This is a genomic window from Psychrobacillus sp. FSL H8-0510, from assembly GCF_038008345.1.
GTDB lineage: Bacteria > Bacillota > Bacilli > Bacillales_A > Planococcaceae > Psychrobacillus > Psychrobacillus psychrotolerans.
In genome coordinates this window covers 3,446,699-3,461,858 of the sequence record NZ_JBBOYZ010000001.1, presented here as the reverse complement: position 1 = coordinate 3,461,858, position 15,160 = coordinate 3,446,699, and the positions used below count along the sequence as shown (strand labels likewise).

Annotated in this window: 17 protein-coding genes; 11 read left to right on the top strand and 6 right to left on the bottom strand. The window is 36.3% G+C overall.

The features are described from left to right. The first annotated feature begins 2 nt into the window (after nt 1-2). The gene (locus MHI40_RS17570) at nt 3-635 is read left to right on the top strand and encodes a pentapeptide repeat-containing protein (RefSeq protein ID WP_340763786.1); all 633 of its coding nucleotides are present in this window, start codon (nt 3-5) and stop codon (nt 633-635) included. Nucleotides 636-706: 71 nt separating this feature from the next. On the opposite strand, the gene MHI40_RS17565 is transcribed toward MHI40_RS17570, so the two are convergent. Both MHI40_RS17565 and MHI40_RS17560 read right to left on the bottom strand, forming a co-directional pair. Further along, nucleotides 707-1,705: an inorganic phosphate transporter gene (locus MHI40_RS17565; protein WP_340763784.1), complete on the bottom strand. Its 999-nt coding sequence runs from the start codon at nt 1,703-1,705 to the stop codon at nt 707-709. A gap of 12 nt (nt 1,706-1,717) precedes the next feature. Further along, a complete protein-coding gene (locus tag MHI40_RS17560; RefSeq protein ID WP_093537488.1) occupies nt 1,718-2,338 on the bottom strand; it encodes a DUF47 domain-containing protein in 621 nt (206 codons plus the stop codon). A 288-nt stretch (nt 2,339-2,626) separates the two neighbouring features. On the opposite strand from MHI40_RS17560, the gene MHI40_RS17555 reads away from it, so the two are divergent. The 5 genes from MHI40_RS17555 to MHI40_RS17535 all read left to right on the top strand — a co-directional run bounded on the left by MHI40_RS17555 (nt 2,627) and on the right by MHI40_RS17535 (nt 7,728). After that, entirely contained in the window at nt 2,627-3,145 is a 519-nt protein-coding gene (locus MHI40_RS17555) for a hypothetical protein (RefSeq protein WP_340763782.1), read from the top strand. Between the two features lie 19 nt (nt 3,146-3,164). Next, the gene (locus tag MHI40_RS17550) at nt 3,165-4,682 is read left to right on the top strand and encodes a flotillin family protein (RefSeq protein WP_340763780.1); all 1,518 of its coding nucleotides are present in this window, start codon (nt 3,165-3,167) and stop codon (nt 4,680-4,682) included. Between the two features lie 126 nt (nt 4,683-4,808). After that, on the top strand, nt 4,809-5,744 hold the full coding sequence (locus tag MHI40_RS17545) for an HD-GYP domain-containing protein (RefSeq protein ID WP_340763778.1): 936 nt from the start codon (nt 4,809-4,811) through the stop codon (nt 5,742-5,744). A gap of 14 nt (nt 5,745-5,758) precedes the next feature. Then, nucleotides 5,759-7,135, top strand: a complete 1,377-nt coding sequence (fumC, locus tag MHI40_RS17540) for a class II fumarate hydratase (protein WP_340763776.1) — start codon at nt 5,759-5,761, stop codon at nt 7,133-7,135. A 101-nt stretch (nt 7,136-7,236) separates the two neighbouring features. Further along, entirely contained in the window at nt 7,237-7,728 is a 492-nt protein-coding gene (locus MHI40_RS17535; protein WP_340763774.1) for a PCYCGC motif-containing (lipo)protein, read from the top strand. A 110-nt stretch (nt 7,729-7,838) separates the two neighbouring features. Here the strand turns inward: MHI40_RS17535 and MHI40_RS17530 are convergent, their stop codons facing one another. Continuing rightward, nucleotides 7,839-8,708, bottom strand: coding sequence for a DUF3298 and DUF4163 domain-containing protein (locus MHI40_RS17530; protein ID WP_340763772.1), 870 nt, complete (start codon nt 8,706-8,708; stop codon nt 7,839-7,841). After that, nucleotides 8,705-9,202 (bottom strand): sigma-70 family RNA polymerase sigma factor, encoded by a 498-nt coding sequence (locus tag MHI40_RS17525; protein WP_340763769.1) that lies wholly within the window; start codon nt 9,200-9,202, stop codon nt 8,705-8,707. The genes MHI40_RS17530 and MHI40_RS17525 overlap by 4 nt, the downstream gene beginning before the upstream one ends. A 191-nt stretch (nt 9,203-9,393) precedes the next feature. Between MHI40_RS17525 and MHI40_RS17520 the strand changes: the two genes are divergently transcribed. The 5 genes from MHI40_RS17520 (at nt 9,394) to MHI40_RS17500 (ending at nt 13,614) form a co-directional block, all read left to right on the top strand. Then, nucleotides 9,394-9,771, top strand: a complete 378-nt coding sequence (locus tag MHI40_RS17520) for a GntR family transcriptional regulator (protein WP_340763767.1) — start codon at nt 9,394-9,396, stop codon at nt 9,769-9,771. Next, nucleotides 9,768-10,640 carry an ABC transporter ATP-binding protein gene (locus tag MHI40_RS17515; RefSeq protein ID WP_340763765.1) on the top strand — a complete coding sequence of 291 codons (873 nt, stop codon included), beginning with the start codon at nt 9,768-9,770 and terminating at the stop codon, nt 10,638-10,640. The genes MHI40_RS17520 and MHI40_RS17515 overlap by 4 nt, the downstream gene beginning before the upstream one ends. Before the next feature lies 1 nt (nt 10,641). Next, the gene (locus tag MHI40_RS17510) at nt 10,642-11,424 is read left to right on the top strand and encodes a hypothetical protein (protein ID WP_340763763.1); all 783 of its coding nucleotides are present in this window, start codon (nt 10,642-10,644) and stop codon (nt 11,422-11,424) included. Between the two features lie 214 nt (nt 11,425-11,638). Next, a complete protein-coding gene (locus MHI40_RS17505; protein ID WP_340763761.1) occupies nt 11,639-12,328 on the top strand; it encodes an ABC transporter ATP-binding protein in 690 nt (229 codons plus the stop codon). Further along, a complete protein-coding gene (locus tag MHI40_RS17500; RefSeq protein ID WP_340763759.1) occupies nt 12,328-13,614 on the top strand; it encodes an ABC transporter permease in 1,287 nt (428 codons plus the stop codon). Before MHI40_RS17505 ends, MHI40_RS17500 begins: the two co-directional genes overlap by 1 nt. A 50-nt stretch (nt 13,615-13,664) precedes the next feature. Here MHI40_RS17500 and MHI40_RS17495 read toward each other — a convergent pair whose 3' ends face one another. Both MHI40_RS17495 and MHI40_RS17490 read right to left on the bottom strand, forming a co-directional pair. Then, the gene (locus tag MHI40_RS17495) at nt 13,665-13,931 is read right to left on the bottom strand and encodes a hypothetical protein (protein ID WP_340763757.1); all 267 of its coding nucleotides are present in this window, start codon (nt 13,929-13,931) and stop codon (nt 13,665-13,667) included. A gap of 33 nt (nt 13,932-13,964) precedes the next feature. Beyond that, nucleotides 13,965-15,128, bottom strand: coding sequence for a class I SAM-dependent methyltransferase (locus MHI40_RS17490; protein ID WP_340763755.1), 1,164 nt, complete (start codon nt 15,126-15,128; stop codon nt 13,965-13,967). Nucleotides 15,129-15,160 lie beyond the last annotated feature (32 nt).

Genomic DNA, 15,160 nt, shown 5'->3' with positions numbered 1-15,160 from the left:
CATTGAAGATAGCAGTACCAAAAATATCAAAATCATTACAAGAGCTAGATGTGCGACAAGCACTGTTGGAAGATTATTATGTATCAGATGGATTGGTCACTAAGCTAGAGTTAGACGAGGAGCAAGAAGATAAAATCGTTTTCGATCAAATACATTTTCGGGATATCTCTATGGAAGGTGTTCGATTTCAACAAGTAGAGTTTATTGATTGTATTATTGAAAAGTGTGACTTATCCAATGTGGATTTTGGGAATGCTGTATTCCATCGTGTAGAATTTCTTAGTTCGAAGTTAGTAGGAGCTAACATATCACAAAGCAGGATGACGGATGTAAAAGTGGTAGACACGGTTGCCAACTATGTAAGTTTGAGTTTTTCCAAATTGAAAAAAGTCTCCTTCACTAAAACGTCATTCAATCGTGCAGATTTTATAGAGACGACGTTTGATAAAGTAAATTTTGAAGGCTGTGAATTAAATGAAGCAAATTTCAATGGCACAGCTCTAAACGGTGTAGACTTAAGCTCGAATACATACGAACAACTAACCGTATCATTGGATAAAATGCAAGGTTGTACTGTCTCCACAGAACAAGCAATCGGCTTTGCTAAATCATTAGGTTTACAAATTAAAGAATAAGTTGTTTTAGGAGAGTTCTAATGAACAAAAAATGATCCCTTGTCCAAAAAGACAAAGGATCATTTTTTATATTAAAAGAATAAATTTAATGCTAGGAAAATAATGCCTGCCATTACAGCGGAAATTGGTAAAGTGATAATCCATGTTAAAACAATTTTTTTCGCAACTCCCCATTTTACACCTTTCACACGTTGAGCAGATCCAACTCCCATAATAGCAGAGGATATAACATGTGTAGTGGAAACTGGTAAATGAATAGTGGTAGCTCCGAAAATAATCATTGCAGAAGACAAGTCAGCTGCCGCTCCGTTAATAGGACGTATTTTCATGATTTTACCACCAACAGTTTTAATGATTTTATAACCACCAATAGAAGTACCAAGTCCCATTGCAGTAGCTGCAGCAACTCGAACCCATAATTGAATATCGTCATTTGTTTGCCATTCTGCAGCGATTAAAGCCATCGTAATAATCCCCATTGCTTTTTGCGCATCATTTGTACCATGCGTAAAGGATTGAAGGGCAGCAGTCCCAATTTGGAATATACGGAACTTCTTGTTTGTCCCATATAAACTCCCGTTTTTAAATATTACTTTAAATAATGACATCATTAAGAATCCGACAGCAAGGGCTAGAAATGGTGAAATAAGTAATGCTTGAATGATTTTTATGAAACCTTCCCAGTTTAATATTGCAAAACCAGAAGATGCCACTGCAGCACCGGCAATAGAGCCGATTAACGTATGTGACGAACTGGAAGGAATTCCGTAATACCAAGTAACTAGGTTCCAGATAATTGCAGAGAGTAATGCAGCTAAAATGATTAGCGAGCCATTTTGCAGAGCAAAAGGATCTACAATATCTTTTGTTATTGTTTTAGCAACTCCCGTAAAGGTTAAAGCACCTACAAAGTTCATAGCAGCTGCCATTAATACTGCCACTCTAGGTTTCAATGCTCTTGTGGAAACGGATGTGGCAATGGCGTTTGCAGTATCGTGAAACCCATTGATGAAATCGAATGCAAGAGCAAAGACTACTACTAGAATGGTTAATATAAATACTGTTTCCATAAAGGTTTACTCCTACGCGTTTCGCATGATAATTGTTTCCAACGTATTTGCAACGTTTTGGCAATAATCAGCGATTTCTTCTAATTGTTCATATATATCTTTAAATTGAATAATGCGAATTGGATCTTTTTCATTTAAGAATAACTGTTTAATCGATGAACGAAGTACATCATCACATTTTCTCTCGTAATCTTTGATAAGGATGGAATGCTCATGCATCTTCAAAAGTTTTTTACTCGCTAGAAGCTCCATTGCTTTCACAATTTCATCTGTACTTTTCACGATATACCCTAAAAATGTACGCATAGATTCGTCAATTTCGATTAATGAAAACATTTCTAAATGAGCGGTAAAATTATCAATACCATCTAAAATGTCATCCATACGTATCGCAAGTTCAAGAATATCTTCACGCTCAATTGGAGTCATAAAGGATTTATTTAACATAACGATCAATTCGTGTATTAATGTGTCTCCAGCAGTTTCGTAATTTTTTAAATGTACGCTGATTTCTTTTAAATCTGCAACCGTATTAATGCGGAAGTCATCTGCATAGTGAGCACTATCACGTACGTTTTCGGCAATTTTTAATAGAGACACGAAAAATGGATCGGGTTTTTTTGAACTAATCATAAAAGCCTCCTGGACTTAGTTAATATATTTACTTTTTCCTCAAATAGCATAACAAAAAAATTACTAAATCAACACATTTTTTACTCTAGATTATACAAATTTACAATCCTGTAACATTAGTTCGACAAATTAGAACTAATATACGTATTTTTTGTTGAAAATGGATGGTTTTTGACAGAATTTAAAGAATAAGCGAAAAATTTTACACAATATTAAGTTCTCGCAAAAAGTAGAATATATGAAACCTTCTGATTTTAGTTCCGTATATAGTACAAAGAGATTTATATAATGGAAGAGGTGATTGAAATAGAACAATTCTTTTTATATGGCCTAATTGGTATTGGACTAATTACAATTTTGTATGTGTTATTTGCAGATGCAATTGATGGAATGGACAATGGAATATTAAATCCAACAACGGTTCTTTCCTTCCTATTATTTATTTGTGCATCCGGTTTTATCTTATTGAAGCTAACAGAATGGGACGAAAAAATTGTCATTGTAGTAGCTCTTATTATTTCTAGTGTATTAACATTTTTACTTTACTTTTTCATACTAATTCCGCTCGCATCTGCAGAAGTATCGACAGCATATACAGATGAGTCACTTCAAGGACAGGTTGGAAGAGTTATTGTCCCGATACCAATAGACGGGTTTGGTGAAATAGTAATTGAAACAGTCAATGGGATCATTTCTAAAAGAGCGACAGGTTATGACAATGAGGAAATAGATTATGACAAAAAGGTGTTAATTATTGATGTAGACAAAGGTACCTTTTTAGTAAAAGAATATGTACCGCTAGTATAAATAATAGGGGGAATTAGAAATGCAAATGGAAATGTTTATTGTTATAGGAATAGTAGTTTTTTTGATTATTGCCATTTTAGCAGTTTTTGTTACTAAGTATCGTACAGTTGGTCCTGATGAGGCACTAATTGTAACGGGAAGTTATTTAGGTTCTGGAAATGTACACACAGATGAATCTGGCAATCGCATTAAGATTATTCGTGGTGGTGGTGCATTTATCTTCCCGGTGTTTCAACAAGCAAAACCACTTAGTCTACTTTCTAGTAAATTAGAAGTTACTACACCTGAAGTATATACGGAACAAGGTGTTCCAGTAATGGCAGATGGAACAGCTATTATTAAAATTGGTGGTTCTATTTCGGAAATTGCCACTGCAGCCGAACAGTTTTTAGGTAAGTCGAAAGAAGATCGTGAAAACGAAGCCAAGGAAGTATTAGAAGGTCATCTTCGTTCTATATTAGGTTCCATGACTGTAGAAGAAATTTATAAAAATCGAGATAAGTTCTCACAGGAAGTGCAAAGGGTGGCTTCTCAAGATTTAGCGAAAATGGGATTGGTCATTGTATCATTTACTATCAAAGATGTACGTGACAAAAACGGGTACTTGGATTCCTTAGGGAAACCAAGAATTGCGCAAGTAAAGCGTGATGCAGATATTGCTACTGCAGAAGCTGAAAAAGAAACTCGTATCAAACGGGCAGAGGCTTCCAAAGATGCGCAAAGATCTGAAATAGAAAGAGCTACGGAAATTGCTGAATCTGAAAAAGATAATCAGTTAAAGGTTGCGGAATATCGTCGCGAATCGGATATTGCCAAAGCCCGTGCAGACCAAGCATATGAATTAGAAACGGCGCGTTCTAAGCAGGATGTTATTGAGCAAGAAATGCAAATTCAAATTATTGAACGTCAAAAACAAATAGAACTAGAAGAAAAAGAGATTCTAAGAAGAGAGAAACAATATGATTCTGAGGTGAAGAAAAAAGCCGATGCAGACCGCTATGCTATTGAACAAAATGCAGAAGCTTCTAAGTCTCGTGAAATGGCAGAGGCTGATGCGGAGAAGTATAGAATAGAAGCTAAAGCAAAGGCTGATGCGGAGAAGGTACGCTTAGATGGTCAAGCAAAAGCAGATTCTCAGCGGGCACAGGGTGAATCAGAGGCAGATGTTATTCGATTGAAAGGTCTTGCCGAAGCAGAAGCTAAACGTAAGATAGCAGAAGCTTTTGAAATGTACGGTCAAGCAGCTGTTCTCGATATGATTGTTCATATGCTTCCTGAGTACGCTAAACAAATTGCAAGTCCTCTTGCTAATATCGATAAAATTACGGTTGTGGACACTGGCAGCGGAGAAGGTGGAGGAGCTAACAAAGTAACCTCTTATGCAACTAACTTGATGTCTACTCTTCAAGAAACTCTAAAAGCATCTTCTGGAATTGATGTAAAAGAAATGCTTGAAAGCTATGCAGGTAAAGGGAATATACGTCCAAGTATTGACCGTTTAACGGAAGAAATAATAAATGTAAATGAAACTCCATAACGTTTTAATGAAAAAAACCTATGAAAATGTTCATAGGTTCTTTTTATTGTATTTCTTTTAAGTTAATTGAATTGTATAATAAAAGCAGATAAAGCAGAATGTTGTCATAGGTATGGGGGATGAAATATGTTAACCGTTGAACAAATACAGGATATACGTATAAAAGCATACCTACCGAGAGTATTTACCGATCAATCGGTTACAACCTATCTTGGAAGTGCAGAAGATATTTCTTACTCTCTATATACATTGTTTCCTAACACAACAACTTGGGTTTATAATAACTCAAATAATTCCGCTGATTTTGTAGAGCGATATACGATTTTAACTGGTGTTTTAGACATAGATTGCGATGGACAAAAGTTTATATTGCATCAAGGCGATGTCATTGATGTCAATAAGTGTACTGGAGTCGTCACCTGTAATGCAGAATCACATGTCGAGATTTTATTTGAAATGACTTCTTCGATATTTGAAAAGAGCTTTTCTGAGCGTGAAATTATCCAAAGAGATGCTAAACGTATTCAAGAAGTAGACGGATATACTTATCATCATTGCTCGCGAATTCGTGATTATTCTATCGAACTCTGGAAAAAAATGAGACCAGGTCGCCAAGGCGTTGCTATTATATCGATGGGTTCGTACTTTCATGATATAGGTAAGTTGGCAATTCCTTTAGAAATACTAAACAAAACGGGTAAGTTAACTGACGAAGAATGGAAAGTCATTAAAATGCATACAACTCTAGGGGCAGAAATGATGCGTAATCATGAAATTGAACGTATACGAAAAGCCGCTTTTATTGTAGAAGAACATCATGAAAGGTATGATGGAAAAGGATATCCATATGGCTTAATAGGAGATGAAATTTCTATAGAGGCTTCGATTGTTTCTGTAGTAGATGCATTTGATGCAATGACTACGAATCGAATATACCGCAAGGCGATGACCATTGAGGAAGCGATCCAAGAGATGAAAGATGGAAAAGGCACTCAATTTCACCCAGAGGTAGTGGATGAATTTTTAGCAATGTTGGAAGAAAAACAAAATAAATGGATTTAAAAGGAGCGAGGTTAATGTCTTATCGTATTGAGCATGACTCTATGGGAGAAATAAAAGTTCCAGAAGATAGTCTTTGGGGAGCCCAAACTCAAAGATCCAAACAAAATTTTAAAATTGGTACAGAAAAGATGCCAATTGGCGTAATTCATGGATTGGCCCTTTTAAAAAAATCTGCAGCGGTTGTAAGTCATTCGTTAGGCAACCTGTCGGAAGCGAAAAAAGATGCTATCGCAGAAGCAGCAGATGAAATCTTAGCTGGTAAACTAGACGCGCATTTTCCTTTAGTTGTATGGCAAACAGGTAGTGGTACTCAATCTAATATGAATGTTAATGAAGTGATTGCTTATAGAGGGAATCAGTTATTAGAGGAAAAGGGAAGCGAAGAGCGTCTTCATCCGAACGATGATGTAAATAAATCACAAAGCTCTAATGATACTTTTCCAACGGCGCTTCATATTGCTGGAGTACTTGCAATAGAAAACCAACTACTCCCAGCAATTGATGTCTTAAAGGGGACATTAGGAAAAAAATCCGAGCAATTTATGGATATTATAAAAATCGGTCGTACACATCTACAGGATGCGACTCCTCTATCAGTAGGACAAGAGTTTAGTGGCTGGCATCGGATGCTAGAGAAATCAGCAAAAATGATTACACAAAGCGTAGAAGATATGAAGGAGCTTGCAATTGGTGGAACAGCCGTTGGAACAGGTTTAAATGCTCCCAAAGGCTTTGGTGACCAAGTGGCAGCAGAAATTTCTAAAGCACTAGGAATCGAATTTACCTCTGCTAAAAACAAATTTCATTCGTTAACAAGCTATGATGATGTTGTTTATGTCCATGGTGCTGTAAAAGCATTAGCTGCAGACTTGATGAAAATTGCAAATGATGTACGTTTACTTGCAAGTGGACCGCGTTCAGGTATTGGAGAAATTTCTATTCCAGAAAACGAACCGGGAAGTTCCATTATGCCAGGTAAAGTAAATCCAACTCAAAGTGAAGCAATGACAATGGTTGTTGCCCAAGTAATGGGGAATGACACAACGATCAGCTTTGCAGCAAGCCAAGGGAATTACCAATTAAATGTCTTTAAACCAGTAATCATTTACAATTTCCTACAATCAGTTGGGTTATTAAGTGATGCTATTCTTAGCTTTAATAATAATTGTGCAGTGGGAATTGAACCTAACTTAGATACGATTAAGCACCATGTAAATAACTCATTAATGCTCGTAACAGCATTAAACCCATATATCGGGTATGAGAATGCCGCTAAAATAGCTAAACATGCACATAAAAACGGTACAACATTAAAAGAGGCAGCAATCGAGCTAGAACTTCTGACTGCTGACAAATTTGATGAAATAGTAAAACCGGAAAATATGATTTAATATTTAAAGAAAAGCGAAAGCGCCTATGTAAGCCCTGAAAAGCGCTAGAAGATAGGTGCTGGAGCTAGACTGATAATATGTAAAAAGGATTGTTTATGATTATGAAAAAAGTATTACTTATGTTACTAAGCAGTATATTATTGCTTTCCGCATGTGGACAGGAAAATAAGAAAGAAAATCATGAAGAACACGAGGATCATGTTGGTCATCTAGAAAATGGGGATTTACAAGAAACAACTGCTTCATCAGATATATTGCCTGCATTTTTAGATAATCAGTCCGAGGACATGAAGCTCGTTTATCAAGCAGCTGCAAAAGCGAATGATGTACTAAAATGGATGCCTTGTTATTGTGGTTGTGGGGATAGCGCAGGACACAAAAGTAATTTCAACTGCTTCGTCCATGAGATAAAGGAAAATGGAGAGGTCGTTTGGGATGATCATGGAACTCGTTGCGTAGCCTGTTTAGAAACAGCTATCGCATCAATCCAAATGATACAAGAGGGTAAATCACTAGTAGAAATTCGTAATACAATTGATGAAACGTATAAAGAAGGCTATGCAAAACCAACCGAAACACCGATGCCCTCATAACTAAAAAATAAACTGCTCCTTCTCACATTTCGTGAGGAGGAGCAGTTTTTAAATACCATCATTTTAGTAACTGGTGAATAAATATGATTATCACGCGAATATCCCTGAAATCATCGAATATAATAATCGCTGATTAGCTCTTCTTTTATAATACCGCTTGGTATTTCAAAAGTAATAACTCCCATAGAACCTGGTGCCACCTCATACTTATCGAAGGAAATAGTCAGTTTGTGATCAGCTGTAATAGAGAACGTTTGATCTGGACGGATGGTTTCAAAACCAATTTCTTCTTCACTCGCAATCCAATACATAATTGTTTCATCTGCTTCCATCTCTTTAGCCATTTCATCCTTGATATAGTTGGAGATTGCATCTATATATCCATTGTCTTTAAATAGGCTAGGTAATGTGATGAGGATTTCATTTTTCTTGTCGATTGTATCGGTTCTCATAGTAGTGGATGAAGAACCTACTATATTTGCCTCGTAGCGGCTGATAGAGAGAATCTCATCTGTATCCGTTACTACTTCATACGTAGAAACTACACCAAGATTACCCCCGCCAACTTCCTTCAGTGCTTCCATCTCTTTTTGAAAGCCTTCATAAAGTACTTTGTTTTCTGCTATATATTTTTCATTTAGACTATTTTCTAATTCTTTATTAGTTAATCCAGTAATATTTGGTACTTTTAAATCCGCGTTATATGTGTCCTCTTCAATAATTATTTCCTGTACCGAAACGACTTGAATGATGGATCCAAGTATAGGCACTGTGGAAAGGGATTGAGCGAGAGCAGGACTCATATTAACACTAGCTACAAATATTGCTGCAGCTACAGCAATGCCAATTCCAAGCTTTTTGAAAGAAGGCTTCTTTTGTTCCATTTTTACAGTTTGAATAGATTTACTTACTAATTGCTCTAACTCTGATGGAATTTCAATATCGTTATACTGTTTTTTAGATTCATTTAACTTGCTCATGCTTTCACCTTCTCTTCCATAGTGGAACGTAATTTCCTAAGAGATGCATACAATCTAGTTTTAATTGTGTTTGAATTTATACCAAGTGTTATTGCAATATCTTCTATTTTCATATCCTCAAAAAAACGAAGGATTATTAGTGTCTTCTGTTTTGGTGCTAAATGGTCAATTGCCTCATACAGGTCGATGTCCGGTATTTCCATTTCGTTGGAAGGTAGGTGGAAGTCTAAAACTTCATCCTCGACGACAACCATTCGTTTGTTTTTGTTAATAAAATCTATGGAAGTATTTATTAATATTCGGTAAAACCACGTTTTTAAATATTGGATTTGCTCAAGTGAATCAATCGACTTTAATGCTTTCATAATGCTCTCCTGGATAATGTCCAAGGCAGATTCCTTATTTTTTACATAGCTATAAGCAAGTCGGTAATGGGCGTTTTGATTTTCAACTATATAATTTTCCACTAGCTGAAACTTTTCTGATTTTGTCATGACAGGGGTATGCTCCTCTTTCTTGCTGTAACGTTCGAACGTATTAATTATTAGACTGGGTTAGCTGAAAAAAAGTTTGCCTTTTATTAATATTAACGGCAAATCTTCTGCTTGACGAAAAATATCCCACCTGGTATGGTTATACACATAAGTATATAACCATATAAGTAATAAGGAGAGAGGTTATTGTAGTGAGCACACTTTTCGACCATGACAAACCGATCTATTTGCAAATCCGAGAAAAAATTGAAGACCAAATTGTAAACGATCAATTAAAAGAAGGTGAGCAGGCCCCTTCTACGAATCAATTAGTTAGCTTTTACAAGATAAATCACGCAACCGTATCAAAAGGGGTCAACCAATTAGTAGAAGAAGGAATATTATTTAAAAAGCGAGGGATAGGGATGTTCGTAGCAGAAGGAGCTAAAGGAGTGCTCGTGCAAAAACGGAAAGAAGCATTTGTAGATGATTATATAGTAGGTCTAGTGAGGGAAGCTGACAAGTTAGGTATAACAGAAAAGGAAATCGTTCATCTAATAAGCAAAGTGAAAAGGAGTGATCTTCAATGAATTTTAATGTTTCAGTAAACAATTTGAGCTTAACCTATGGTTCCTATCCCGCATTAAAAGACGTTTCTTTCATCCTAAATGAACCTAAAATTTACGGGTTATTAGGAAGAAATGGTGCAGGGAAAACATCTCTACTTTCTATCTTGGCATCGTTCAGAGAACAAACCGGCGGAACTATTGCAATAGGTGGCGAAGCTCCATTTGAGAATGCAGAAATTATGAAGCATGTATCTTTCATTTTCAATAAAGACTATAAAGATGAATCAGATAATGTAAAAGAATCACTCGAGTATGTTGGGAGATACCGTTCTCAATTTGATGCAGAATACGCTGACTACTTAGTAGAGAAGTTTAAACTTCCATTAAAGAAACCAATAAAAGAATTCTCGAAGGGTATGCAGTCCGCTCTAAACGTAACGATAGGTTTAGCAAGTAGATCTCCGATTACGATATTCGATGAGGCATACTTGGGAATGGATGCTCCAACTAGAGACATATTTTACCGTGAGTTGCTAGAAGACCAATCGAACTATCCGCGCATCATTATACTCTCTACACATCTAGTTTCTGAAATGGATTATTTGTTTGATGAAGTAATAATATTGCATAAAGGAAGTATTGTGTTACAAGAGGATTTTGAGTCCCTTGTTACAAAGGGCTCTTCCATTACAGGCGCAGCGGAGGTTGTAGACGAGTTTGTACACCCGATGAAACAGTTAAATAGTCAACAATTGGGTAATACAAAATCTGTAATGGTATATGGTGAACTAAGTGAGCATGACAGAAAAGTAGCTCGGCAAAGGGGACTGGAGATTGGTCCAATTTCACTTCAAGATCTGTTTATACATTTGACAGAAGGGGATGATTAAATTGAAAAAAGCAAGCATTTTTCCGAAAGTAGCAACAGATTTGTTTTGGGTTCAATTATTTTGGGCATTTGGATTTTTAGGAATAATGTTCGTTATTCATCTAATAAAAATAGTAATGGCTATAAATAGCAACAATGACATAGAAATCTACTTTGTCTCTACATTTGTAGCTGCAAATATATTTATGCTAGTGGTCGGCATTATCTCATCGTATGGATTTTTACCTCACTATGTCAGTAATGGAGTAACGAGAAAAGATTACTTTAAGGGAGCAACACTTGCTTCTGTTGGACTTTCTATTGCACTTCCAGTGATTACGAGTATAGTGGCAGTAATTGAATTATTCATCTTAAAAATGTTTAATATGTCATCAATTTTTACGACTACTTTTGGTGAAAGAGTCAACATGGAAGATGATGGGGTAATCGTTGAGGTTATTCAATCCATTATTATAGCTCCTTATGTCGACCCACAAAGTAACTGGTTGTTAGCAATATTCATCGTTATTTTAAACCTCTTAACGTTTTATCTGCTAGGTTGGTTAATAGGAAGTGCCTTTTACGGTTTTGGTGTGGTGATTGGTCTAGTGTTTATTGGTATGTCCATTGTCTTAGTCTTTATAGAAAATGCATTATTAAGTATAGGATTAGGGCTAACAGTACCAGAAAGGCTTTCCTCGTATGACTTTGGTTTACCAATATCTATAATAGGTGTGGTGGCAATTATAATTATAGTTCTATGGGTTATTCGCCAGCTTACAAAGAAAGTTGCTATTAAAATGTAATAAAGGGATAAGAGTGTACGAAGTGAAAACTTTGTGCACTTTTTTGTTTTTGACAGTGTCCCGTTCCGGGCGCCAGCCCTTCCAGAGCTATTCAGGGCTACCAGGGCCCCCTCCGCATTTCAGACTATCTTAAGAATTTCTTCATTTTTATCCTTCTAAAATGTTAAGAAATGAAGGATACAATGAAATGAGTAGTGAAACGGGAGGTAAAAAGATGATAAAAGTGAAGCAAGTGAATCATACATTCCTAATAGGGAAAAAAGGAAAGGAAAAGAAAGTACCGGTCTTAAAAGGCTTATCCTTCGAAGTGGAAAAGGGAGAAATCGTGGCAATTGTAGGAAAAAGCGGCTCGGGTAAGTCAACTTTGCTTCATACGATAGCAGGGTTTATGAGCCCTGAACAAGGCTCCATAACAGTAAATGGACAGGAAACAGCCAATTTAAATGAAACAGAAAGAGCAGCATTCCGATTAAATAACTTCGGCTTCATCTTTCAAAATTTTCAACTGATGCCTGGATTAACAGCTTTTGAAAATGTAGAACTACCACTAAAACTAAAGGGCATATCCGCTAAGCAAAGAAAAATAAGTGTTAAACAAATGATGGACAAGGTAGGTTTGACAGAGGTTGGAGATCATTATCCAAATGAATTGTCGGGGGGACAGCAGCAGCGTGTGAGTATTGCTCGAGCATTAATAACGAATCCACCGATATTATTTGCAGATGAACCAACGGGGAGTTTAGATTCTGAAACGGAGCAAGATATATTATTGCTAATACAAAATTTAAATCAAACGCTTGGTGTAACGTTTGTGATGATTACACACGATGAGGAAGTTGCTAGTATTGCCCATCGAACATTTAAAATGCGCGACGGGGAATTAGTGAAGGGGGATTTACAGTAATGTTATTTAAAGATCAGGTCGATTTTGTTCGCCAACATATTAAGAAAAATAAATTACGTGTATTTATGACTATTCTTGCCGCAACGATGGGTTGTGCATTTTTAATCGTATTAGCTTCTATTGGATTTGGTATTCAAGATACGATGCGCAAGGAAATACTGCAAGATCAAGCCATCACGCAGGTAGAAGTTTTCCCGAGTGAAAATGAAGAATTGAATCTTAAAGAAATCAAAGCTGTACCATTTATTGGAGCAATCGTCCAAAGAACTAGCATGGATACAATGACAAGCTTCCATTTTGAGGATCGAATGATGTCAGGAGACTTGCGCTTAACTGACATGAAAGAGGAAGAACAATCAAACCTTAAATTATCAGAAGGACGATTGCCCAAAAATGAATCGGAGATAATAGTAGGGTATCACTTTGCTCAGAACTTGTGGACAGATGCAGAACGTATAAAAGTAGAAGAGGGAGTAGAGGAAGCGGATCTTCCTAAGGGATATGAAAAGTCGATTATAGGTAAAGAAGTTTCTCTATCCTTACAACCGTATGAATCGGAGAGTGCATTTCCAGAACAGTGGGATTTTACAGTAGTTGGAGTGATGGAAAATCCAGCAAAAGATTGGATAGTAGATTCAAGCATTCTAATGGATGAATCATGGTTACCGAAATTAACAGCAGCTTATGAAGCAAATGGAGAACAAGTTCCTGAAATTTATACAAACACCAAAATTTATACATCTAGTTTAGAGCATGTGAAATCAGTTACAAAAGATTTAAAGGATATGGGCTATAACGTCTTTTCTGTATCAGAGCAATTAGAACAGATCGATGTATTTTTTATGGCTTTTAAAATTGGACTAATCTTTGTTGGGACTATTGCAATTCTTATATCATCTATAGGTATTTTCAACACAATGACAATGGCCGTAACTGAACGGACTCGTGAGATTGGCGTGATGAAAGCAATCGGAGCTAGTCCTAAGCTAATTCAACGATTGTTCCTGATGGAAAGTGCGTGGATTGGGATAATCGGAACTCTACTAGCGATCGTTATTTCCTACGCAGTGAGCTTCCTAGCTAACTGGTTACTCCCGCTGGTTGTTGGCGCTGCTCTAGGAGAGGATGAGTTCTCAGATTTATCTATCACGTTCTCGTTAATCCCTTGGCAGTTAGTGCTTCTTGCATCAGCTATGAGTATCGGAGTCGCAATGATTTCTGGTTGGAGACCAGCTCGCAAAGCAACGAAAATAGACGTGATTCAAGCATTACGTCAGGAGTTATAAAGAAAAGAGTGAGTAAGAAGTGTCTTAAGACATTTCTTGCTCACTCTTTTTTATACGGAAATCGTAAAATAAGCGATAAACAGTATAAACACAACGACTGCATTTATTAAATTATATTTAGTTCTAGAGATCGGTTTATTTAGTTTATCTGATTTATTTATTAATACAATCCCCAGATAGGTAACGAAAATTGCCAAAAACAAAGCGAATATTGGAGGCATTGCATAAACGCGGGCATCAATAAAATGCACAATAATAATTGCGATGGCCATAGCAAAACCATAAGCCACTTTTTTAATTGTTGGTTCTTTCATCATAAGATCCTCCGGCGGCATAGTATTTCAATCTTTTCAATTCAGATAATCTTTCAATTCATTCTCCAAAAATGGTTTTGCATTAAGTAGCTGCTTAAATTGCTGATAACTTGCCATTTGTTCTGTGGTAGGTTTTTTTCCTGTTTTATAGGCACGTATCAATATGTTTTTAGGGGTGTTTTCCATATCGATAAATTCTACTAATTGTGCTTCGTACCCGACCATATTTAAAATCTCTGCTCGAATGGAGTCCGTCGCTAAAGCAGCGAAACGTTCTTTTATCAAACCATGTTTTAACATTATATCTAGACCAGGTGCTTCTAACTGTGTATTTAATTCGTGCTGACAGCAAGGTACACTTAATATAACACTAGCACCCCATTTAACTGCTCTTGCAAGTGCCATATCAGTTGCCACATCGCAGGCGTGAAGCGTCACAACCATATCTACCGCAGTTTCGTCATTATAGTCATTTATATCTCCTACTAGAAACTCTAACTGCTCGTATCCTAAATCATTGGCTATTTGAGCACATTCTTCAATTACTTCTTTTTTCAAATCAAGACCAGTAACTCGAATATCAAGTCCTTTTTCGATTTTCAAGTAATGATACAGTGCGAATGTCAAATAAGATTTACCTGAACCAAAATCGAGAATTCTAACGGCCTTATCCTTTGGTAAATAGGCAAGGGTGTCATCGATAAATTCGATAAAACGATTTATTTGTTTAAATTTATCGTACTTTTGCTTTTTGACTTTTCCATCTGCTGTTTGGACACCTAAGCGTATAAGAAAAGGGTATGGTGTATTCGCATCCAATAAATAATTCTTTTTACGGTTATGAGAGAGGTCTACAGCTTTAGAGACAGTGGCTTTTTCTGATTTCCACATAACTTTGTTTTTCTTGGAAAGCTGAGCCTGTACTTTTTCTTCTCTGAAATCTATATGAAACTGACGGAACTGTTCTAAGAGTCCATCTAATGTCTCTGAAAAAGCATCTAAAGCAATATTCTCATGCTTTAATATTCTTTCGTACTGGTATTCTAATTGGATATGATACGTATTCTTTATCTCGATTGGTTTCAATTTTACACGTTTCACTTCATTAGACTTTGCGCGTGGTTGACTAATAGTTGCCGTGACTAGTTGCTTCGTGACTATTTGCTCAAGCATGTATTCTTTCATTTCTTGAAATTCCATAAAATCGCCTACTTTTTCGTAATATACTTGGA